The organism is Nocardia miyunensis NBRC 108239 (assembly GCF_001613065.1).
Lineage (GTDB): Bacteria > Actinomycetota > Actinomycetes > Mycobacteriales > Mycobacteriaceae > Nocardia > Nocardia miyunensis.
Map to the genome: position 1 here is coordinate 51261 of NZ_BDBQ01000050.1, position 20787 is coordinate 72047.

Annotated in this window: 19 protein-coding genes; 13 read left to right on the forward strand and 6 right to left on the reverse strand. The window is 67.4% G+C overall.

All coding sequences use genetic code 11. The annotated features are described in order from the left end of the window. The first annotated feature begins 25 nt into the window (after positions 1–25). Positions 26–868: an oxidoreductase gene (locus tag NM2_RS22100; protein WP_067672085.1), complete on the forward strand. Its 843-nt coding sequence runs from the start codon at positions 26–28 to the stop codon at positions 866–868. Between the two features lie 88 nt (positions 869–956). On the opposite strand, the gene NM2_RS22105 is transcribed toward NM2_RS22100, so the two are convergent. Then, positions 957–1481: a hypothetical protein gene (locus NM2_RS22105; protein ID WP_067672006.1), complete on the reverse strand. Its 525-nt coding sequence runs from the start codon at positions 1479–1481 to the stop codon at positions 957–959. Between the two features lie 419 nt (positions 1482–1900). Here NM2_RS22105 and NM2_RS22110 point away from each other — a divergent pair, with 419 nt between their 5' ends. Further along, the gene (locus NM2_RS22110; RefSeq protein ID WP_245718156.1) at positions 1901–2887 is read left to right on the forward strand and encodes an ADP-ribosylglycohydrolase family protein; all 987 of its coding nucleotides are present in this window, start codon (positions 1901–1903) and stop codon (positions 2885–2887) included. A gap of 156 nt (positions 2888–3043) precedes the next feature. Continuing rightward, positions 3044–3709: a VC0807 family protein gene (locus tag NM2_RS22115; protein WP_067672009.1), complete on the forward strand. Its 666-nt coding sequence runs from the start codon at positions 3044–3046 to the stop codon at positions 3707–3709. Between the two features lie 4 nt (positions 3710–3713). Here the strand turns inward: NM2_RS22115 and NM2_RS22120 are convergent, their stop codons facing one another. Then, positions 3714–4754 carry an NAD(P)-dependent alcohol dehydrogenase gene (locus NM2_RS22120; RefSeq protein ID WP_067672090.1) on the reverse strand — a complete coding sequence of 347 codons (1041 nt, stop codon included), beginning with the start codon at positions 4752–4754 and terminating at the stop codon, positions 3714–3716. Between the two features lie 367 nt (positions 4755–5121). On the opposite strand from NM2_RS22120, the gene NM2_RS22125 reads away from it, so the two are divergent. The 4 genes from NM2_RS22125 to NM2_RS22140 all read left to right on the forward strand — a co-directional run bounded on the left by NM2_RS22125 (position 5122) and on the right by NM2_RS22140 (position 8297). Further along, the gene (locus NM2_RS22125; protein ID WP_067672012.1) at positions 5122–5637 is read left to right on the forward strand and encodes an OsmC family protein; all 516 of its coding nucleotides are present in this window, start codon (positions 5122–5124) and stop codon (positions 5635–5637) included. Positions 5638–5830: 193 nt separating this feature from the next. Beyond that, the gene (locus tag NM2_RS22130) at positions 5831–6553 is read left to right on the forward strand and encodes a hypothetical protein (RefSeq protein ID WP_067672015.1); all 723 of its coding nucleotides are present in this window, start codon (positions 5831–5833) and stop codon (positions 6551–6553) included. Between the two features lie 135 nt (positions 6554–6688). Continuing rightward, positions 6689–7129, forward strand: a complete 441-nt coding sequence (locus NM2_RS22135; RefSeq protein WP_067672018.1) for a hypothetical protein — start codon at positions 6689–6691, stop codon at positions 7127–7129. A gap of 298 nt (positions 7130–7427) precedes the next feature. After that, on the forward strand, positions 7428–8297 hold the full coding sequence (locus tag NM2_RS22140) for an aminoglycoside phosphotransferase family protein (RefSeq protein ID WP_067672096.1): 870 nt from the start codon (positions 7428–7430) through the stop codon (positions 8295–8297). Here the strand turns inward: NM2_RS22140 and NM2_RS22145 are convergent. Beyond that, positions 8287–9234 carry an NADP-dependent oxidoreductase gene (locus tag NM2_RS22145; RefSeq protein WP_067672093.1) on the reverse strand — a complete coding sequence of 316 codons (948 nt, stop codon included), beginning with the start codon at positions 9232–9234 and terminating at the stop codon, positions 8287–8289. The genes NM2_RS22140 and NM2_RS22145 overlap by 11 nt on opposite strands. A 169-nt stretch (positions 9235–9403) precedes the next feature. Here NM2_RS22145 and NM2_RS22150 point away from each other — a divergent pair, with 169 nt between their 5' ends. Beyond that, on the forward strand, positions 9404–9799 hold the full coding sequence (locus NM2_RS22150) for a hypothetical protein (RefSeq protein WP_067672021.1): 396 nt from the start codon (positions 9404–9406) through the stop codon (positions 9797–9799). Between the two features lie 24 nt (positions 9800–9823). Here the strand turns inward: NM2_RS22150 and NM2_RS22155 are convergent, their stop codons facing one another. Beyond that, positions 9824–10678 carry a DUF3626 domain-containing protein gene (locus NM2_RS22155; protein ID WP_245718157.1) on the reverse strand — a complete coding sequence of 285 codons (855 nt, stop codon included), beginning with the start codon at positions 10676–10678 and terminating at the stop codon, positions 9824–9826. A gap of 393 nt (positions 10679–11071) precedes the next feature. Here NM2_RS22155 and NM2_RS53025 point away from each other — a divergent pair, with 393 nt between their 5' ends. The 3 genes from NM2_RS53025 to NM2_RS22160 all read left to right on the forward strand — a co-directional run bounded on the left by NM2_RS53025 (position 11072) and on the right by NM2_RS22160 (position 12491). Then, on the forward strand, positions 11072–11314 hold the full coding sequence (locus tag NM2_RS53025) for a hypothetical protein (RefSeq protein ID WP_245718158.1): 243 nt from the start codon (positions 11072–11074) through the stop codon (positions 11312–11314). 68 nt (positions 11315–11382) lie between these two features. Further along, entirely contained in the window at positions 11383–11508 is a 126-nt protein-coding gene (locus NM2_RS53030; RefSeq protein ID WP_369690329.1) for a VOC family protein, read from the forward strand. 71 nt (positions 11509–11579) lie between these two features. Next, complete coding sequence (locus tag NM2_RS22160; protein ID WP_067672026.1) at positions 11580–12491, forward strand: aminoglycoside phosphotransferase family protein; 912 nt, start codon at positions 11580–11582, stop codon at positions 12489–12491. Positions 12492–12495: 4 nt separating this feature from the next. On the opposite strand, the gene NM2_RS22165 is transcribed toward NM2_RS22160, so the two are convergent. Beyond that, a complete protein-coding gene (locus tag NM2_RS22165) occupies positions 12496–14781 on the reverse strand; it encodes a glycoside hydrolase family 65 protein (protein WP_169816220.1) in 2286 nt (761 codons plus the stop codon). A 59-nt stretch (positions 14782–14840) separates the two neighbouring features. Further along, entirely contained in the window at positions 14841–15032 is a 192-nt protein-coding gene (locus NM2_RS22170) for a maleylpyruvate isomerase N-terminal domain-containing protein (RefSeq protein ID WP_067672032.1), read from the reverse strand. 281 nt (positions 15033–15313) lie between these two features. On the opposite strand from NM2_RS22170, the gene NM2_RS22180 reads away from it, so the two are divergent. After that, positions 15314–16540, forward strand: coding sequence for a glycoside hydrolase family 76 protein (locus NM2_RS22180; RefSeq protein WP_245718159.1), 1227 nt, complete (start codon positions 15314–15316; stop codon positions 16538–16540). Between the two features lie 379 nt (positions 16541–16919). Further along, positions 16920–20741 carry a nitrate reductase subunit alpha gene (locus NM2_RS22185; RefSeq protein ID WP_084531417.1) on the forward strand — a complete coding sequence of 1274 codons (3822 nt, stop codon included), beginning with the start codon at positions 16920–16922 and terminating at the stop codon, positions 20739–20741. Positions 20742–20787: the final 46 nt, after the last annotated feature.

The following is a 20787-nucleotide window of genomic DNA, read 5'->3' on the forward strand; positions in this document are numbered from 1 at the left end:
TGGAATCGGAATGGAGAAACGGCTCATGGCCAGAACATGGTTGATCACCGGAGCGGCTCGCGGCTTCGGCCGTCACCTCACCGAAGCGGTGCTCGCGGCCGGAGACCGGGTCGTCGCCACCGCGCGACGCCCCGAACAGTTGCAGGACCTGGTGGCCGATCACGGCGAGCGGATCCGGGCCGTGGCGCTGGACGTCACCGACTCGGCCGCCGCCGAACGTGCGGTCCGGCAGGGGATCAACGCCTTCGGCAGTCTCGACGTCGTGGTCAACAACGCCGGCTACGCGAACAGCGCGCCCATCGAGGAGATGACGGAGGAGGACTTCCGCGCCCAGATCGAGACCAATCTGTTCGGCGTCGTCAACGTCACCAGGGCCGCGCTGCCGGTGCTGCGTGGACAGCGGTCCGGCATATTCGTCCAGTTCTCCTCGATCGGTGGAAGGGTCGGCGGCACACCGGGAATGGGCGCGTATCAGACCGCCAAATTCGCGGTGGAGGGATTCTCCGAAGTGCTCGCGAACGAGGTCGCGCCCTTCGGGGTGAAGGTCGTCATCGTCGAACCGGGCGCCTTCCGCACAGACTGGCAGGGCTCATCGATGACCCTGCACTCGGTCGGCGCGGACTACGAGCAGACCGTGGGTGCGATCAACCGGTACCGCGAGGAGAGCCACGGCACCCAGCCCGGAGATCCGGCCCGCGCGGCACAGGTCATCATCGACGTCATCGGCCACGAGAATCCGCCCCGCAGACTGCTTTTGGGCAGCGACGCCCTCGCCATGGCACGCAAGGGCGGCGCGAGCCGCACGGCCGAAACCGAGCAGTGGGCAGCGGTCAGCAGCTCCACCGACTTCCCTGCCGACGACCGATAACGATTGCGGTTCAAGACATTCCGCCTCGAAGCAGGCAGCCCCGCACCCGGGCGCTACCTGGATGCGAAGCTGCCGCCGACGCGACGCGTCACCGGCCCGGCATGAGCATCGGAACCGGTTCGCGCACGGTCACCAGCACGACGACGTCACCGTAAGGAGCCGCACCCCGCGCCACGCGATGGGCCACGCGCGCCACCGAAGTTCGCCACCGGTACTTGGCATCGATCTCCGATTGCACGAACGGCAACAGGGTGCCACCGGTCACGACCTGGGCCTGCCCGTGCCACTGATGTGAACCGAGGGCCGGATTGCCGCGCCAGTCACCGGGTTGCACGATCACCCGTCCGTCGCGGGCGAGCTGATCGGCCTCCTCGGCGTAGGAGGAGACGCGGAATGCCAACTGGTTGTGCCCGATCGGGACGACCAGCCGGGGCACCGTCACCAGTTGCTGCGGACCGGCGACGCGGGTGACCAGGACCGTCTTCGCCGACTGCCACATCGCCGCCAGCGGGGAGCGTTCGGAACGAGCCGGTACCCGCGCCGAGCCCGCCGCGGGATCCGGCTGAGCGATCTGCCGGTAGGTGGTAGGGACATCCACCAGGGTTCCTGCCATAACATTCGTCCTCTCCGGTGACACATTCCAACGCTGATTCGGTGTCGGATCCACCGGCCCGCCCGCTCCGGCGGCCCGTCCGCCGCCCTGTGATCGCTCGCCGATCCGGAAGCATTACGGACCGACCAGTTCGGCTCTACCGAGTGAGCGTGCGAACCCCTTCCCGCCCGGATTCATTCGTACCTCCGGCCGAGCACGAGCCCGACATGCCGGGCATCCTCGGCCGACCACCTTCGATAGTCCATTCCCCGCGTCAGGATGGCAACGATGCAGGTCACATCTGTCTCAGACGCGCACTGTGGCCGATGCGCGCCCGGCCGGCATCGGCGGGTTCGCGACCGCCCGCCCGCCACGGGTGCGGGCGGGGGCGCAGTCGCGAGTCCGGACTCGACACAGGTGGTCGATTAGACTCGGCCGCAATGTACGTCGAAATGATGTTCGACTCGCTCGAGGGCCTGTCGGTGGGGGATGCGCTCGGCCAGCAATTCCCCGTTATGCGCACGTCGGTCGATGCGCTGCGCGCGGGAGCCGCCCCGGGCGGGCAGTGGCGGTGGACCGACGACACCGAAATGGCCTGCAGCGTGGTCGCCGAACTGTGCACGCGCGATGCGATCGATCGGGATCACCTCGCCGCGGCCTTCGCACGACGTTGCGATCCGGGTCGCGACTACGGCTTCTCCACCGTCGGGAACCTGAGCCGTATCCGCAAGGGTGCGCCGTGGCGCGAGGTGTCCGCCGCGGCATTCGATCATCAGGGATCGTGCGGCAACGGCGCGGCCATGCGGGTGGCACCGCTCGGCGCCTGCTACGCCAGCGATCCGGACATGATTGTCACCCAAGCGATTCGGTCCGCCCAGGTGACACATATGCATCCCGAAGGGATAAGCGGCGCGGTCGCGGTGGCGCTCGCGGCCGGGCAGGCCGCCCGGGCTCGGCTCGACGGAATCCGGCCCACGCCCGAACAATTCATCACCACCGTGCTCGATCGTCTCGACGACGGCGAGACGAGTCGCGGAATCCGCCGCGCCCGAACACTACTCGGAGCCTCCGTCCACCAGGTCGCCGGCGAACTCGGCAACGGCTCCCGTGTCACCGCCCAGGACACGGTGCCGCTCACCCTGTGGATCGCGGCGACGCATCTGCACGACTACCCGACCGCGATCACCACATGCCTTGTCGCCGGGGGGGATATCGACACCACCGCCGCGATCGCGGGCGGTATCGTCGCCGCCCACACCGGGCCCGAGGCGATCCCCCGCGAATGGCTGGTCGCGCGAGAACCATTGCCCGCCTGGCTGGATCGAGCTCGTCCACCGAAACCCGGCCGTCTCCGCCGATGGCTCACCGGCAGCCCGCGACGCCGACAGCCCGCCCGGGGAATCTCGAAACCCTCACCCACGCAATGACATCGACCGAGCCGCGCCGGGTACGGTCGGATGCCGGGACAACCGGTGACCCATGACAACCGTCACGGTCGGTTCGTGACGAACGATCCGGGCGGTTCACCCGTGGTGGCCGTAGTTTGAAAGTCGACCCAGCAACCTCCGTTCACGGGAGTCCGAATGACCGCCGCCGACGCAGCGCCCATACCCAACCGGCGGGCGATCGCCCGCCAGATGCTTCGTGACATCGGAGCGCCGCTCATCACGTATTACGCACTGCACGCCCTCGGCGTGAGCAACCTGATCGCACTGGGTGCGGGCACCGTGGTCTCGGGCCTGTTCGTGCTGGTCGAGGTCGTGCGCAAGCGGAAGATCGACTTCTTCGCGGGAGTGATCCTGACGGGATTCGTGGTCGGGTTCGCGATCACCTTCATCTCCGGCGACGCGCGCTTCATGCTCGCCAAGGATTCCGTGGTCACGGGTCTGATCGGACTGGCCTTCCTGGTCAGCGCCGTGGTCGGCAAACCGCTGGTCTACCTCGCCGCGCGCAGCGGGGCGTCCGGGTCCGATCCGGCCAAGGCGGCCGCGTTCGAGGAGCGTTACCGGACGCGGCCGACCATGCGGCGGGCGTTCAGCCGGCTCAGCGCGATGTGGGGCGCGGGGCTGCTCGCCGAGGCCGCGCTGCGCGTGGTTCTGGTCTACCAACTGCCCGTCTCGACCATGGTGTGGTTGTCGACGGTCATGATGGTGGTGACCTTCGCCCTGCTGATGGGGATCAGCCTGGCGCTGGGCCGCCGGTGGAAGGCGGCCGCGGAGCGTGCCGACGCTGCCGCACTCGCCGCCTGACGCGTCAGCCGTTCGGCAGAATCACCGCGCGGCCGTTGATCTTTCCGCTGTGCAACCGCTCGTAGGCAAGCGGCGCGTCCTGCATCGCGAAGGTTTCCACGTGCACTTCGATCGAACCGGCGCGCGCCAGATCGAGCACCTCGTGCAGCTCACCCCGGCTGCCCCAGTACGGCGCGGTGACATTCACCTCGAAAGGCAGCACCCCGAAACCGACCGGCACCACGCCGCCGCCGATGCCGACGATCGTGATATCCCCTTCCATCGCAACGCATCCGGCGGCCGTCGCGGTCGTCGGCGCCGCCCCGACGAAGTCGAATACCGCGGTCGCGCCGCGGCCGCCGGTCAGCTCCCGCACCCGATCGGCCGCTTCGGCGTCGGAGATCACGGTCTCGTGCGCGCCGACCGTGCGCGCGAGGTCGAGCTTGTCCTCGCTCACGTCCAGCGCGATAACCCGCGCCGGGCTCAGCGCGCGCAGCAGCTGAATGGCCACGTGCCCCAGACCACCGGCGCCGATCACCACGGCCGTCGATCCGGGAACGAGTTTCGGCAACGATTGTTTGATCGCGTGATACGGGGTCAGTCCGGCGTCGGTCAGCGGAACGGTCTCGATCGGATCGAGGCCGCCGAGGGGTTCCAGATGACGCGCATCGTCCACGATCATGTACTCGGCGATCGCACCCGGCGCACCGAGCCCCGGCGGGAAGATGTTCAGCTCACCGGCCCGCAGGCAGTAGTTCTCCCGGCCACCGGCACACGGCGGACAGGCGCCGCATCCCCACGGGCCGTAGACGGCGACCGAGTCGCCCACGGAGAATCCGGTCACCCCCTCGCCCAGCGCCGCGATCGTCCCGGCCCCCTCGTGCCCCAGCGTGAGCGGCAGCGGATACGGGAAATCCTTTTCCGGCCAGGACATCACGGCGATATCCGAATGGCACACCCCCGCCGCCGACACCTTCAACAACACCTGCCCGGGCCCGGGTTCCGGATCGGGCACGGTCACCAATTCCGGTGCGGCGCCGATGGTTCGATATTGCAGAGCCTTCATCGCGTTACCTCCGCGGTCGAGTTCACGGTCGGACACGCCGCACCACGCCTCGAACTCCAGCGAACGATCCGCAAACAACCAGGCGCGCCGCGACACCCGGCCTCGAACATCGACGGCGACGTTTTACCGCAACCACAGAGGCCTGGGAACATCTCCCTGATCATACGACCGAGCCGAGCACCCTCAGCGTCTTCGCCGATATCTCCGGCAATCAATCAGCGAACACTTCTGGATAGCGCAACGAATTGCGTGGTGTTCGAACTACTCTCCGCGAATCGGACGAATCACCTCCCGTCGTGCGCGAGCATTCCATTCATGCCGACCACAACCCTCCCTCTGCGGCCGGACCCGGGATAGCTTCGGCTGCATGACAACCGATGTGGGCGCGCCGCTCAATGCCATCACCCAGGCCACCGCGCGGGCCGTCGCCGACGATCCGGCGAACGCACTGGCCGTCTTCCGCGCCTCCGGTGTCGCGGAAGGCGCCGTTGCCACCGTGGTCGAGACCCGCACGCACACGGTTCGAGTGGACGAGCCACCGGCGCTGGGCGGTGCGGACACCGCCGCCAATCCGGTCGAGGTGTACCTCGCCGCGCTGATCGCCTGCGAGGTGGTGACCTATCGGTTCGTGGCCCAGCAGCGCGGAATCGTGGTGCAGGATTTGCGTATCGACGCCGAGGGCGACCTGGATGTGCGGGGATTCTTCGGGCTGGACGAATCGGTGCGGCCGGGCTTCCAGGCCGTGCGGTTGACCGTCCACATCCGCGGTCCCGAATCGCCCGAGCGCTATGCCGAATTGCAGCGCGAAGTCGAAACTCGTTGCCCGGTACTCGATCTCACCACCGATCCGACTCCGGTGCGGACCACTCTCGTCACCGCGTGACGCCCGGCGCATCGAGCGCCTTTCGCCACCCGGTGATCCCGCGTCGGGCCAGCCGAGCCTGGGTGATGCGCACCCATTGCCCGGTACCAAACCCACAACGGCGAGATCGATCATGGTGCGCCCCCGGATGTTTCACTGTCACACTGGGCTGGTGAGCCTGCGGCGACTATTCAAGCGGACCCCTCGTGACCCGGTGACGGGAACGTTTCGGGTCACCGGGGTATCCGTCACCCGGGACGAGGACGGGTACGGCAGCGCGCGGCTGTCGGGTGTGCTCTCCGGTCCGGAGATTTCGGCGCGGGCGCTGCGGGTGGGGCGGCGCTACGGGCCCGGCGAGGCCGTGCCCGAATGCGGCGACGAATTTCCGGCCACGATCGACCGCGAACACCCCGATCGCTACGGAATCATCTGGCCCGAACAGGTTTCGCCGGGCGCGAAGGCGCTGTGGAACGAGGAGTACGCCGAACGGGTCGCCGCCGCGATGCGGCTGGGTCTGGAACCCTCGGTCGTGCCCGAGGTGACCGGTTTCGGCATCCGGGAACTGGCGCGCGTGGCCGTCGAGCGACGCTACGGAAGGGATCTGCTGCCCGACGGCAATCGGCAGATCACCGTCGAGGAGGCGCAGGAGCTCTACCGCACGGGCGTGCGCGCGACCGCGACGATCACCGGCATAGATTTCCTCGACATCCCTTCCCGCGGTATGCCCAACGCGGAGGCCACGCTCGCGAATGTCGCTGTGCGCGTTAACCATCCGAACGGAAGCGAATACACGACCACCGCACGTTTCGGCTTCCGCACCGCCGCCCGGCGCACCCAGATCGGCTTCGTCGGCGCACGGGTACCGGTCCGAATCCACCCGCAGGACCGGGCGCGCCTGTGCCTGGACAGCCCCGCGCTGCCGCCGCTACCCGAGTGACGCGGTGCGCACGCCGCGAAGTCGCGCACCGGGCGGTCCCGGTGAATCGCGTTTTCCACCTGTCGCTTTCGCCGAAAGGACACGACTCGGTCTCGGCGCTGGCATCCGTCGCGATCGCTGCCTACGGTGGTCTCCATGTCGACGATCGTGATCGAGGACCTGCCCGAACCGGCCGCCCGTGTCCTGCGACGGCGGGCCCAGGCAGCGGGCATGTCCGCCGCGGCCTACATCCGGGTGGAGCTGACCGAACTCGCGAGCACGCGCATCCCGCTCGACGACGTCGTCGAATTCCTGCACGCCGAGCTACCGAACCCGCCGTTCGCCGAAATCGACAGCGATGCAACGGCATTGATGCGCGAGCTGTCCGAGGAGGCCGCGCGGGTGTTCATTCGTCGCGCGGGTGCGGCCGGCGTCCCGCTGAGCACCTACCTGCGCGAGGAGCTGACCACCCTGGGCCGGCGGACCACCATCGACGACGTGATCCTCGAGTTCCGTGAGGCACAGGACCACGATCCGAACCTGCTGGTCGACATGGACGCGGTCATCGCCGCGGCCCGGTACGCGCGAGCGGAGTGATCGCTCTGAGCGCCGGAATCAAGCCGCGCCGAGCAAGCCGTGTAACGCGCCGAGCACCTGTCCGCCGATCGGAGTGGTGAAGTCGCGCGAGCGCGCAGACGATCTCGCCGACCACCTCGGAGGACCGTTTCCTCCCCCCTGACCCCGGACGAACGCGACACCCTACGCACCCTCCTCCAGCGCCTCTGGACCCCGCCCCAGCCCCGCTGACGTTCGTTGCGAACCGGTGGCCAGTCCGCGCCACCGGCCTCGACATGCGCGCACCCAGCATCCCGACACGGACGAGTACCGTGACGAAATGATCTCCGTTCCAGCTACTTTCGCCGCACAGCTGCGCACTGCGGAGCAGCGTCGCTGGGTCGCGGCCTTGCCGGAATTGGTTGAGCGTTATGTACGGCGGTGGGATCTACTGCTCGACGGAGAACCGATGCACGGGTATTCCGGACTCGTGGTACCGGTGCGAACTGCCGATCGCCCGGCTGTTCTGAAATTGTCGTGGCCGCATATCGAGGCGCGGGATGAGGCGGTGGCGCTGAGCATCTGGCGGGGTGCGGGTGCGGTCGAGTTGCTCGATCATGACGAGGAGCAGTTCGTGTTGCTGCTCGAGCGGCTGGACGCGGATCGAGATCTGACCTGCGAACCGATCGACGACGCGGTGACCATCGCGGGCGGATTGCTGCGGCGGCTGGCGGTTCCCGCGCCGAGATTGCACCGCTCACTCGCGGAGCAGGCCGAGCGCTGGTGCACCGAGTTGCCTGCCGAGTGGGCGCGTCTGGGCAATGTGGTACCCGCCGGAATGATCGATCGGGCCGTCGGCTTGTGCCGCGATATGCGGCCCGCCGCATTGCTGGTGAACGAGGATCTGCACTACCTCAACGTGTTGCGCGGCACTCGGGAGCCGTGGCTGGTGATCGATCCGAAAGTACTCGCCGGTGATCCCGAGTTCGGGGTTATCCCCCTGTTACGCAACAGGTTCCAGGAGTTCGACGGTCCGGCATCCATACGTCGCCGACTGGAGGCCGTAGCGGATGTCGCCGAGCTGAACCTGGAGCTGACCATGGCTTGGACCTTCATCCGAGCCGTCGACGATTGGTTGTACTTCCTGCCCGAGAGCAGCCGGGATGCCGCAATGGCGGCCGAAATCGCCACTGCCCTGCTCAGAAGGTGAGCACGATACGGCCGCGAACTCCTCCCGCTTCGAGCAGGCGATGCGCGTCGGCGGCTTCGGTCGCCGGAAAGGTTTGGGCCACACGCAAAGTCAGCACTCCTTCGGAGGCCAGGCGGCTCAGTTCCTGGAGGGTGGCCGAGTCGTGGACACTGTCGATGACCATGACGTAATGCACGTCGATACCGCGCTGCGACTCGACGGTTCCGCTCAACCGAGGCGGTCGCAGGGCGACGTACGATCCGTTGTCGCGGATGGCGGGCAGCACGGCGCTTGCCTGCAACGCGCAGTCGATCACGCCATCGACGCCATCGGGGAACCGCTCACGAACGCGGCGGGCGAAATCATCACCTCGCGCGAGGACGACGTCGGCGCCGAGATCGGCGACGAGCTGTTCGTCCCGGGGTGCGGCATCGGCGACCACGGTGAACCCGCGATACTTGGCCAACTGGATCACATAGCCACCGACCGCTCCCGCCGCACCGGTCACCGCGATCGTCCCGCCCGGCCGACCAGCACCGGCATCGAGTGCGAGGGCGGCGGTGAGCCCGTTCATCGGAAGCGTCGCCGCGGCGGCGACATCGGCGCCGGCGGGCATCTGCGCCACCGAATCATCGGAAACCACAATCCATTCCGCGTACGCACCGCCCCCTTCCAGCACCGGCTTGGTGATCGCGACGACCCGGTCCCCGATGCGCCACCTCGACTCCGGACCGGCTTCATCGACCACACCGGCCGCGTCCCAGCCCGGCACATACGGCGGCCGCACCTCGCGATAACGATCGTGCGCGGCCCCGCCCCGGGTAACCAGGTCCGACGGATTCACCGTCGCGGCCGCAACCCGAATCCGGACCTGTCCCCGCCCCGCATGCGGCTCGGGCACCTGCACCGCGCGCAGCACCTCCGGACCACCAGGCTCGTCGAAACCGATCGCCAGCATCACCACTCCTTCTCCGATTCACCGAGAACAACCACGATCGCCCCAGCCGATGTTCCCGCCGGTCGCCTGATAATGGCCACGCCCCACCACCATGGACGATCGGGTCCGCCTTCCGCTCAGCGCGCATGCAATGGCGTGGAAGTCCCGCCGACTGTGTTCATATAGCGCCATGACCCCGTCCACCTCGCACGACATCGACCGCGCGACAGGCGTACTGATCGCCGAGAGCCTTCAGCTGGGCAGCACGCTCATAGACCTGGACATCGTCCTCACCAAGATCACGCGACTCGCCCTCGAACAACCCGCCGCCGGACAACCGCCGATATGGACCCTGATCGAGTTCAGCATCGCCGCCGCCAACGCCGAAATCCTGGCCGACCGAATCGCCGAAGCACTCGACACCGGCCCCTGGTACGTCGAATTCCACACCCACACCGAGACATTCATCATCTTCCGCACCCGGACCTTCCGTTTCCCCCGCGGCGACCAGAACGCCACCCGCGCCGCCACCACCCACGCCCGCACCCTCGGCATCCCCGACCACCAACTCGACTGGCCGCGATGAGCGACCAATTCGATCGGTTCGCATTCACTCGAGGTCCGGCTCGGAGATGCTGGAAGCGGTGTTGCGAGGCGGACCGAATCTCGCTAGGTAATGCCAGACCTTCTTCAAGTCCTGCGGATCGTAGCGATCCGTGCTGGCAGCATCTCCGATGATTCTAGGATCGAGCCGACCGTCAATCGCGATCTCGGCCCCCAGATCGACATACCGTTGTCCTCGGAAGCCCGGGTGGCGACGCATCCGCTCCACACCGAGTAGAAAACCGGGATGCCATTCGACAGGGCACGGGAGGCGACCGGCCGCATCCTGGACGGCAGTGCCACGGAAGCTGGAATCCAACACCAGAGCCTCGACATCCCGGTCGAGCCGGACCTGTCCGTGGATCTGTGCCTCGATATGCCCGTCCAGGTCGTCGAGGTCATCGGCCTTTGCCAGTTCGATCAGTGAAAAGCGTTCCGCGACACCGAAATCGGTGGGGTCCGTGGAACTGTCCGGGTAACAGAATGTCGCTCGTGCGAAGGTGTCGGCGGTGAGCCGGAAATAAGACGAGCCGAAACGCGGCGCTCCCCCGGCGGGATTACCACGGAAGTTCAGCGCGCCGTAGACAGGGCGCTCAACGGCGGAAACATCGTCGTAGGCACCCGCGAACATACGGCTCTCCCAGCGCCACCGATCTCCGCCCACATGAGCGGTCAAGCCGCCATTGCTCGTACCCGTGACGAATTGTGACCGGTAGATACCATCCTCGGCCATCCTGAGCAGGACCGGCGACCCGCCCACCACGCGATCGGGATGAAAATTCATCGTCAAACGCAATCGAGGATCCAACGGACCCCCCGAAGACAGTGCCGCAACATGACGCAATGCCTTCTCCTGCGACAACCCGAACCTCCCACACCCCATACCGAATAGTGTGCACGAGCCGATTGCCAACACTGGGGAGCCCACCGGAATGTGCCTCTGATCCGCACAGCAGATGTCCATCGACCACGCCGCGGTCTCGGTCCTGCGGTTGATCCGCACTGGCTGGCACGGTGTTGCTGACCGGTCTGGCGGCAGCTCTGCTACCGGCGGCGCGTGCGGGAGCCGAACCAGCGACGGTCGATGCGAATCTGCATGCGGCCTTGGCGGGTTTCTGTGAGCGGGAGCGGTTGCCGGGGTTGGCGGCCGGAGTGTGGCGGGGATCCGCCGCGGTCGCGACCGCGGCGGCAGGGGTTCCTCGGCCAGCACCTCGCCGGCGCCCGTGGCGAACGGTCCATCCTCACCCCCGCGACCATGGCCCGGCTACACCAGCCACCACCCGGCGGGAATTACGCGGACGGATGGCTCGCCGTCACCAGCCGGACAAACGGGCCGACATTGACCCACGTCGGCAGCAATACCATGTGGACCGCCGAAACTTGGCTGTTTCCCGCCAAGAACCTGATCCTGGCTGTCACCACCAACCGAGGCGACGAGGACGCCCAACAAGCGGCCGACAATATATCCGGCTATCTGGTCGACACTTACCTCGCCTGAAAAAGTGAGTCATCGGAAGCTTGGAAGGCGAGTCTTGTCGAGCACCTGAGTGGCCCGACCAGGCGACGGTGAAATCTATTGCGGTCGAATGCGGCGCGGGCCGAGCCGGCTTCCAGCCGGCCCCCGATCGCTGGCTGGTACTCATCGACCCGTCCGGACATCCCTTCTGCTTCACGGTCCAGCCCGGCCGATGAGTGACGCTCGCCCCTGATCCCTCTCCTGGGGCCGGATCCGGTCAGCGGCCATCCGACTACCGTTGATCCGCATGACGCAGGCAGATATCGAGGTCACCGCGGAGTTGGTGCGGGAACTGTTGCGGGAGCAGCATCCTGATCTGGCTGATCGAACTGTGCGGCTCGGTGCGCGTGGTTGGGACAATCAGTTGTGGCGGCTCGGTGATGACCTCGCTGTTCGGCTGCCCTGGGCGACGGAGTCGGCGGACGAGCTACTGCGCAAGGAGTACCGCTGGTTACCTTTCCTCGCCCCGAATCTTCCTCTGCCGGTTCCTGTTCCACAGCGCTTCGGTGATCCCTCCGAGCGGTTTCCGCGGCCATGGATCGTCACGACGTGGGTGCCGGGCGAGCCCGCGGACCGCGCTCCCGTGACGAGTGGCGCGGCGGCGGCCACCAGTCTGGCCGCGTTCCTGACTGCACTTCACCAGCCCGCCCCGGAGCAAGCGCCCGCCGGCCGGACCCGCGGAGGATCGCTGACCTGCTATAGCGAGGGGTTCGCCGACCAGCTCGCTTCGCTCACCGGGATGGGACTGATCACTGATCCCACGGCCGTGCGCGCCGTCTGGGAGGACGCCATCGCCGCACCCGGCTGGACCGGCCCGGCGCTATGGCAGCACGGCGACCTGCACCCGGCGAACATCCTCACCTCGGATGGCACGATCTGCGGCGTGATCGACTTCGGCGACCTCTTCGCGGGTGATCCGGCATGCGACCTGGCTGCGGCATGGATTCTTCTGCCGGACAATGCAATCGAAGCCTTCTACGCTGCTTGCCAGCCGGATCCCGCGACTTTGCGCCGCGCCCGCGGATGGGCGGTGCTGCGCGCCTTCGCCGGTCTGCTCATCGGAGACGCCGGTGTCCACGGCCGCCCAGGTGGCAAGCCCACCTGGGGCCCACCCGCCCATGCATCATTGCAACGCCTCATCGCTACGACACACCAGTGATCCGCTAGCACGCTGCGGGTCGGGTGGGGATCCGAAGAGGGTGGGTCGCGGTGACGGTTTTCGGGCCTGTGGGGGTGTCGAAGGTGGTCGGGGTGCCGGAGGTCAGGGTGAGGGTTGTGGTGGCCGGGGTGATGTGGATGGTGACTGTGCCGGTGGGCAGGGACAGGCCGCGGATGGTTACGCCTTGGCGGAATCCGTTGGGCAGCATGGGGTTCAGGCGGGGGTGCGGGGCGGTCCAGCGTAGGCCGGTGGGGGCGTAGAGCAATCCCTGTAGGAAGCCTGCGGCGCCGGTGACGAAGATCCAGGCCGATTGGCCGAGGGCGTTGGCGCCGGAGCGGTCGCCGCGGGCCTCGGACTGAAAGTTGAAGGGGGCGCGCACATATGGCTGCACCGATTGATCGAGGTAGTGCTGGGCACGGCAGGGGTCGTATTCGGCGCTGAGGATCGCGCCGACGGCGTTGCTCATGTTCGGGCCGTCGGGGTCGGTCCGGCCGAAGTAGTAGTGCAGGGTTTCGACCGGCGAGTAGGCGGGTGCCGTGTAGGAGAACGGGTAGCTGAGCAGGACGGTGTCCGCCTGCTTGATCGGTGCGCCCGAATAACCCAGGTATTCCGCGGGTACGCCGGGTGCGATATCGGGCGGCATGGCCATATCGGCGGCGATATCGGCCCAGCGCGGGTCGACCGGCAGCCCGGCGGACATCGCAGCCTGGGCGGCGATGCGCATCGTGTTCATGACTCCGCCATTGGTGAGGGCGTTGTCGACCGACACGGGGACGTATTCGTCCGCGCCTGCCGCGGGCACGTAATGATATTTGCCGTCAGGCATTTTCGGGCCGACCCGGGCGGTGAGGTAGTCGGCGATCGCGGTGATCACGGGGGCGCCGCTGGTACGCAGCCATTGCCGATCGCCGGTGGCGATGTAGTACTGCCACTGGGCAAGGGCGATCTCGTTGTGCAGATGTTCCTCGGTGAGCCCGCAGCCCACCGGTGAGGCGCACCGCTGGGCGGGGCCGTCGTTCCACGGATACAACGCACCCGGCAACCCGTAGCCCCGGGCGTTGGCTCGTGCGTGCGGCAGGGCTGCGCTACGGAAGTCGACGATCGTGCGCGCCAGATCCGGATACAGCGCCAGCAGTGTCGGGAAGATCCAGGTGTCGGCATCCCAGAACGTCATCCCGCCGTAGTCGTCGGACGACAGTCCCGCGGGCTGCACCGCCCACCGTTCGCCCGCGCGGACACTGGAGAGCACCGAATACAGGGCCGCGTGGATCCACCGGGTGTAATCGTCGCGTCCAGGTATGTCGATTCCCTTCTGCCACAGCCGATCCCACGCGGCGGTATGTGCGCGGTAGGCGACGTCGTACTTCTGCGCGCGGCCGGACTCGGCTGCGGCGGTGGCGGCGGCCCGCGGATCCGGGCCGTAGTCGGTGGACGAGATCCCCACGTACTTCGTGAAGATGTAACTGCCGCCCTCGGTAACCGCTGTGGTGTAACGGATTCCGCTGGCACCCGGGAGAGCTGCGGTCGCGGTTCGCTGCGGCGCGTCGACGGCCGACACGACGAACGCGGTATCCGCCGAACCATCCGCGCGCACCCCGGCGACGCTCTCCTTGCGGGCCGGATCGGCGAATACGGCGACCGGGGATGCGCGTCGCGCGGCGGCGGTATCGATCAGATCGGTCACGTCGAGAGCGCCCGAGAACCCCGGTATGAGGGTCAGCCGCTGCACCGCCAGATCCGGTCGCGAGCGGGACACGAACGTGTCGTAACGCAGCCGCACCCGATGCCCGACATCGGGCGTCCAGGTGAGTTGTGTTGTCGCCGTGGCGGTTCGGTAGTCGAGCGTCTGCCGATAGTCGCGCACCACCGCCGGATCCACATCGGGCTGATATCGGTGACCGGCGACCCCGACGGTGAATCCCGACCAGGCCGGTAATGCCGCGACCACCTGCGTGTACTGGAGGGACGGAGCCGCCTGCGCGTAGAAACCCGCCAGGTACGTACCGGTATATCGAGGCTGCTGCAACGGGAACGACGTGCGCGCGGTGTCACCGTAATCGTGATACCCGCCCCCGCTGGGCGGCAGCATGGTGCCGATCCGGCCGTTGCCCAGATAGGGAGCGGATCGAAAGTCGTTCGGCGCGACGACATTCGACGCGGCCGACCACTCCGGATTCACACCGCTGTCCGCGCGGGCGATACCCGGCACCAGCGTCGACACCAGGCCGGCCAGCACGATCAGCGCCGTCCATGCGCCGCGCGCCCGCCGGGCGCTCCCGATCGCGGTCACGCGCCCGTCCCCCATGTCAGAGGAACACCCGCGCGATATCGAGCCACTTCTGCGCGTCCTCACCGGAGAGCGATGACGACGTTCGCATCGGCCGCAGCGAGATGCGCGATCTGGTGCGCGATCGTCCATCCAGCCGCCGGTGCGGGCTCGGCGGGCACCGACAGCGGTGCGTCGAGCCGATGCCCCTCGTCGAGGTCGGGCAGGGCACGATCGCGATCGACACCAAACATGTCCAAGCCTTGGTCGAGCATGGGTATCTCACCTTCACACTCATCGACGGCAACGAACTCATCCCGTTCGGACCGACGAGGCTGACGTTGTGCCGTCAGGCTATCCGAGATGGAGGCCCGGCACCGGAACCGCTCTTCGCGCGTCCGATCACGCGCGGACGCGCGTCGAGCGGGTGACCGGGATCGAGCCCGATCCGGCTGCGGCGCGCACGGCTCGAGCCCGGTTCACCGAGGCGCGCGCCGCCGGTCGCCGCCGGATACGATGTAAGTGCAGTTTTCCGCTCCGGAGATCGTTGTTGGGTATGAGGGAGTCCGAGCGGATGGATCGCCGGAACAGCAGAATCGGTCGGCGCAGTGTCCTGGTGGCAGCCGGGGCCTGGGTCGCGCTCACCGCTACCGCGCAGCCGACCCAGGCGGTGATGATCACCCAGGAAGCGTCACCCGGCCCCGACCGGCCCGCACAACGCGCGGACCAGGCGGAACAGGCAATCGTCCAGCGCTATGTCCGCACATTCTGGGGGGAGCCGCAGCTGCAACTGGGCACACTGTACTGGCCCGCCTCCCTGTTGGAGCAGATGCTGCTCGGGCGATGGTGTTACTGGTGGCAGGCCCATCTGCTCGACTGCGCGGTGGACGCGGCGCATCGTGCCCGCACCCCCGAACGCATCGACCGCGTCCTCGCCCTCGCACGCGCCATCCGGGTCCGCAATCTCACCGGCTGGACCAACGGGTACTACGACGACATGTCGTGGCTGATTCTGGCCCTGGAACGAGCTCAGCGACTCCTCGGCATACGGTTCGGCGAGGCCATCGCAGATCTGCGCACCGCCCTGTACGCCGGTTGGCAGCCGAACGTCGGCGCGGTGCCGTGGCGGTCCCACGACGACTACTACTCCACCTCCGCGATCGGCCCGACCGGAATCGCGATGGCCCGGTCGGGCGAATTAGCCCGCGCCGCAGCACTTTCCGAATTCCTGCAGACCCGATTGCGCGACACCGACAGCGGCCTGATCCGCGACGGCGTGCACGAACCCGATGGCCGGGCGGACCGTGCGACGCCGACGTACTGCCAGGGCGTCGCCATCGGTCTGGAAACCGAATTGGCAACGCGCACAGGTGATTCGATTCACCGCAGACGCGCATCGGATCTCATCGCCGCGACCGCGGCTCGACTCACCGACGCCGGGGTGATCGCGGCGGCCTCCGCGAACGACTCCGGCCTGTTCATGGGCATTCTCGCCAGATATCTCGCCGAGGCCGCGCTCGCCCTCGGCGACACCACCGCCGCGAATATCGTGCACGCCTCCGCCCGGGCGGCCTGGGAACACCGCGCCGAGGTGGGCGACCTGCCCCTGTTCGGGATGGACTGGACCCGCCCGGTCACCGTGCCGGACCACCCGGGCACCTTCGCTCAGCTCACGCACTCCTCGACCGGCCGGGCGGCGAATCTGAGCCGCGATCTGTCGGTCCAGCTCAGCGGGTGGATGCTGCTCGAGGCGGATCATCGGCTCACCGCCGCCGGACATTGAGACCCGTGGGCCGCGAGGGCGCTCGCGCCGCGGCGGATCGCACGGTGATCCCGGCCGCGCTCGACCGAAAACCGACGTCCGGAACCGTCCACGGACGTGTTAATTAATGTAAACCGTCGGAGAAGGGGCAGTTTCCAATCCATCACCGATTGCGGAACGCCGCGGGGGCGCGGCCCGGATTTCCGGGCTTGCGGTGTCGTCGGGCCTGTTCACCGGCGAGTGGTGACGAGAATCACCACAGTCCGGAATGACCGGTAGGTTGCGGCGGCCTCACAGCGCACAGCTGCGCCGGATGGGGTGTGAGAGATCTGTTTTGCCTGTTCCGGATGGGTCTTTACAGTCGGATTCGTCAGTCCGCTATTCCGCTCGAAGGGGCATCATGGCCAACTCACATGCCCGAGGATCGGCGACCGGTCCTGCCCCGCGCATCGGGATCGAGGACGCCGGGGACGCTCTGCTCGAACTCGGCAAATACTTTCGGCGCGGCGAGGTTTCGGCCGACCAGCGAACCCTGCACAAACAGGGCGGGCGCGAGGCCGACGAGTTCTATCGGGACCGGTGGTCGCACGACAAGGTGGTGCGGTCCACGCACGGGGTGAACTGCACGGGCTCGTGCTCGTGGAAGATCTACGTCAAGGACGGCGTGATCACCTGGGAATCACAGCAGACCGACTACCCGTCGGTGGGTGCGGACAAGCCCGAGTACGAACCGCGCGGCTGCCCGCGCGGCGCATCCTTCTCCTGGTACACGTATTCCCCTGCGCGCGTTCGTTATCCGTACGTGCGCGGCATTCTGCTCGAGATGTATCGCGAAGCCAAGGCCCGGGTGAAGGATCCGGTGCTGGCCTGGGCGGAGCTGGTCGAGGATGCCGAGCGTGCCCGCCGCTACAAGTCCGCGCGAGGCAAGGGCGGATTCGTCCGGGCCGAATGGTGGGAGGCGGCCGAAATCGCCGCTGCCGCACACGTTTACACGATCAAGCAGTACGGGCCGGACCGCGTCGCGGGATTCTCCCCGATTCCGGCCATGTCGATGGTCAGCCATGCGGTCGGCGCGCGGTTCATCTCCCTGCTCGGCGGGTCGATGCTCTCGTTCTACGACTGGTACGCCGATCTGCCGGTGGCCTCGCCGCAGGTGTTCGGCGACCAGACCGACGTGCCCGAATCAGCGGACTGGTTCGACGCCGGATACCTGATCATGTGGGGTTCGAACGTTCCGGTGACCCGGACCCCGGACGCGCACTACATGACCGAGGCGCGCTATCGCGGCCAGAAGGTCGTCGTGGTCTCCCCCGACTACGCGGACAACACCAAGTTCGCCGACGAATGGCTGCCCGCACGTCCGGGAACCGATGCGGCACTTGCCATGTCGATGGGGCACGTGGTCTTGAAGGAGTTCTTCGTCGACCGGACCACGCCGCGCTTCGTGGACTACGTCAAGCGCTACACCGATCTGCCGTTCCTGGTCTGCCTGGGCGAGGCGGGCGGCTGGGATGCCGAAGGCCATTATCACCACGAGGGCATGCAGCCGGGCAAATTCCTCACCGCCGCCGATCTCGGGCAGCACGGTGAGGGCGCGGAACACAAGATGGTTCTGCTCGACGACGCCGGACATCCATTGGTGCCCAACGGTTCTCTGGGCCACCGCTTCACCGGCGCGGACGCCGGAAAATGGAATCTCGACCTGGAGGGCGTGGACCCGCTGCTGACGCTGCACGGGCAGCCCGGATCGCAGGCGGTCACCCTGCGCCTGCCGCGGTTCGACAGCGACGTCCCCGGCACCGTCCTGCGCGGCGTCCCGACGACACTCGTTGCCGGAAAACGGGTTACCACCGTCTTCGATCTCCTGCTGGCACAGTACGGCGTCCCCCGGGACGGACTGCCCGGCTCCTGGCCCACCGGATACGACGACGCCACCCAGCCCTACACCCCGGCCTGGCAGGAGACCATCACCGGCGTGCCGGCCGCCCAGGCCGGGCGGGTCGCGCGCGAATTCGCCGACAACGCGGAACAATCCGGCGGCCGCTCGATGATCCTGATGGGCGCGGGCACCAATCACTGGTTCCATTCCGATCAGATCTATCGCGCCTTCTTCACCCTCACCCTGCTCACCGGCTGTCAGGGCGTGAACGGCGGCGGCTGGGCGCACTACGTCGGCCAGGAGAAGTGCCGTCCGGTAACCGGTTGGTCCACACTGGCTTTCGGCCTGGACTGGCAGCGACCGCCGCGCCAGATGCAGGGCACGGTGTTCTGGTATCTGACCAACGACCAGTGGCGCTACGACCCGTTCACCGCCGAGGCCTTCACCTCGCCGCTGAGCCGGGGCGCGTTCGCCGGTCGCACCGCCGCGGACAACATCGCCCTGGCCAGCCGTCTGGGCTGGATGCCGACCTATCCGACCTTCGACCGCAATCCCCTGGACCTGGCCGACGAGGCCGAGCTGTCCGGGAAATCGGCCGCGGATCACGTGGTGGACGAATTGACCTCGGGCGCATTGCGTTTCGCCTGCGAGGATCCCGACGCGCCGGAGAACTTCCCGCGCTGCCTGACGGTGTGGCGGGCGAACCTGCTCGGCTCGTCCGGTAAGGGCAACGAATACTTCCACAAACATCTGCTCGGCGCGGACTCCAATCTGCAGACCACCGACACCGCCGGGGTCCGGCCCGCGGAGCTGGTCTGGCGCGATCAGGCGCCCACCGGGAAGCTGGATCTGCTGCTGTCCCTGGACTTCCGGATGACCAGCACGACCCTGTTCTCCGATATCGTGCTGCCCGCGGCTACCTGGTACGAGAAGCACGATCTGTCCTCGACCGATATGCATCCGTTCGTGCACGCCTTCTCCCCGGCCATCTCCCCGCCGTGGGAGGCCAGGACCGATTTCGAGGCGTTCCACCGCATCGCGCGCGGGTTCTCCTGGATGGCCGAGAAGCATCTGGGCGTTCGCAAGGACGTCATCGCCGTTCCGCTGCAACATGATTCGCCCGATGCGCTGGCGCAGGCGGGCGGGCGCGTGCGGGACTGGAAAGCCGGTGAGTGCGAACCGATTCCCGGCAAGACGATGCCGAAACTGGTTGTCGTCGAACGTGATTACCCGAAGATCGCGGAGAAGATGGCCGCGCTCGGCCCGCTGATCGAGACGCTCGGCGTCACCACGAAGGGCGTCACCACCTATCCCGACCAGGAGGTCGCGTACCTCGCCGGGGTGAACGGCACGGTGGTTTCCGGTGTGGCACAGGGACGTCCGTCACTGGCCAAGGACACCCATGCCGCCGAGGCGATCCTCGCGCTGTCCGGCACCACCAACGGCAGGCTCGCGGTGGAGGGGTTCGAAGCACTCGAGCGTCGCACCGGCACCCGGCTGGCGGATCTGGCCGCCGAACACGAGGGCAAGCGAATCACCTTCGCCGACACCCAGTCCCGGCCGGTGCCGGTGATCACCTCACCCGAGTGGTCGGGCAGCGAGACCGGCGGACGCCGCTACTCCCCGTTCACCATCAACACCGAACGGCTCAAGCCCTGGCACACCCTCACCGGACGCCAGCACTTCTACCTCGACCACGACTGGATGGCCGAACTCGGCGAACAGCTGCCGATCTTCCGCCCGCCGCTGGACATGAGTGCTCTGTTCAGCGAACCGGGGGTGGGGTCCGTCGGTGACAACGGCGTCACCGTTCGGTACCTCACACCGCATTCGAAGTGGTCGATCCACTCGGCGTATCAGGACAACCTGCACATGCTGACCCTGTCCCGCGGCGGGCAGGCGATCTGGATGTCGGACCGGGACGCGGCGAAGATCGGTGTGGCGGACAATGATTGGATCGAGGCGGTCAATCGCAACGGCGTCGTCGTCGCGCGGGCGATCGTCAGTCACCGGATGCCCGAGGGCACGGTGTTCATGTATCACGCGCAGGACCGGGCGGTGGGCGTGCCCCGCATCGAAGGGCAGCCCGAAGCCGCCGCAGGCCGCTCGAAAAGCGCGGGCTCGAATGGAGCCGGATTCGATTGGCCCGCACCACAAAAGCAGCCCGGCAAGGGAAAGCGCGGCGGCATCCACAACGCGCTCACCCGGATCATGATCAAACCCACGCATCTCATCGGCGGGTACGCACAGCAGTCGTTCGCGCTGAACTACCACGGCCCCACCGGAAATCAGCGCGACGAAGTCACCACGATCCGCAAGCGCTCACAGGAAGTGGAGTACTGATGACATCCCGACGAGGCCACCACCCTGTGTCCGATTCGCGCTCGCA

What these genes read in the sequence shown, in the direction of transcription:
- NM2_RS22120 (WP_067672090.1), bottom strand. Translation starts at nt 4,754, where the DNA reads ATGAAGGCTCTGCAATATCGAACCATCGGCGCCGCACCGGAATTGGTG.
- NM2_RS22135 (WP_067672018.1), top strand. Translation starts at nt 6,689, where the DNA reads ATGTCGACGATCGTGATCGAGGACCTGCCCGAACCGGCCGCCCGTGTC.
- NM2_RS22100 (WP_067672085.1), top strand. Translation starts at nt 26, where the DNA reads ATGGCCAGAACATGGTTGATCACCGGAGCGGCTCGCGGCTTCGGCCGT.
- NM2_RS22110 (WP_245718156.1), top strand. Translation starts at nt 1,901, where the DNA reads ATGTACGTCGAAATGATGTTCGACTCGCTCGAGGGCCTGTCGGTGGGG.
- NM2_RS22160 (WP_067672026.1), top strand. Translation starts at nt 11,580, where the DNA reads ATGACGCAGGCAGATATCGAGGTCACCGCGGAGTTGGTGCGGGAACTG.
- NM2_RS22125 (WP_067672012.1), top strand. Translation starts at nt 5,122, where the DNA reads ATGACAACCGATGTGGGCGCGCCGCTCAATGCCATCACCCAGGCCACC.
- NM2_RS22145 (WP_067672093.1), bottom strand. Translation starts at nt 9,234, where the DNA reads ATGCTGGCGATCGGTTTCGACGAGCCTGGTGGTCCGGAGGTGCTGCGC.
- NM2_RS22150 (WP_067672021.1), top strand. Translation starts at nt 9,404, where the DNA reads ATGACCCCGTCCACCTCGCACGACATCGACCGCGCGACAGGCGTACTG.
- NM2_RS22185 (WP_084531417.1), top strand. Translation starts at nt 16,920, where the DNA reads ATGGCCAACTCACATGCCCGAGGATCGGCGACCGGTCCTGCCCCGCGC.
- NM2_RS22140 (WP_067672096.1), top strand. Translation starts at nt 7,428, where the DNA reads ATGATCTCCGTTCCAGCTACTTTCGCCGCACAGCTGCGCACTGCGGAG.
- NM2_RS22115 (WP_067672009.1), top strand. Translation starts at nt 3,044, where the DNA reads ATGACCGCCGCCGACGCAGCGCCCATACCCAACCGGCGGGCGATCGCC.
- NM2_RS22105 (WP_067672006.1), bottom strand. Translation starts at nt 1,481, where the DNA reads ATGGCAGGAACCCTGGTGGATGTCCCTACCACCTACCGGCAGATCGCT.
- NM2_RS53025 (WP_245718158.1), top strand. Translation starts at nt 11,072, where the DNA reads ATGGCCCGGCTACACCAGCCACCACCCGGCGGGAATTACGCGGACGGA.
- NM2_RS22180 (WP_245718159.1), top strand. Translation starts at nt 15,314, where the DNA reads ATGAGGGAGTCCGAGCGGATGGATCGCCGGAACAGCAGAATCGGTCGG.
- NM2_RS22170 (WP_067672032.1), bottom strand. Translation starts at nt 15,032, where the DNA reads ATGCTCGACCAAGGCTTGGACATGTTTGGTGTCGATCGCGATCGTGCC.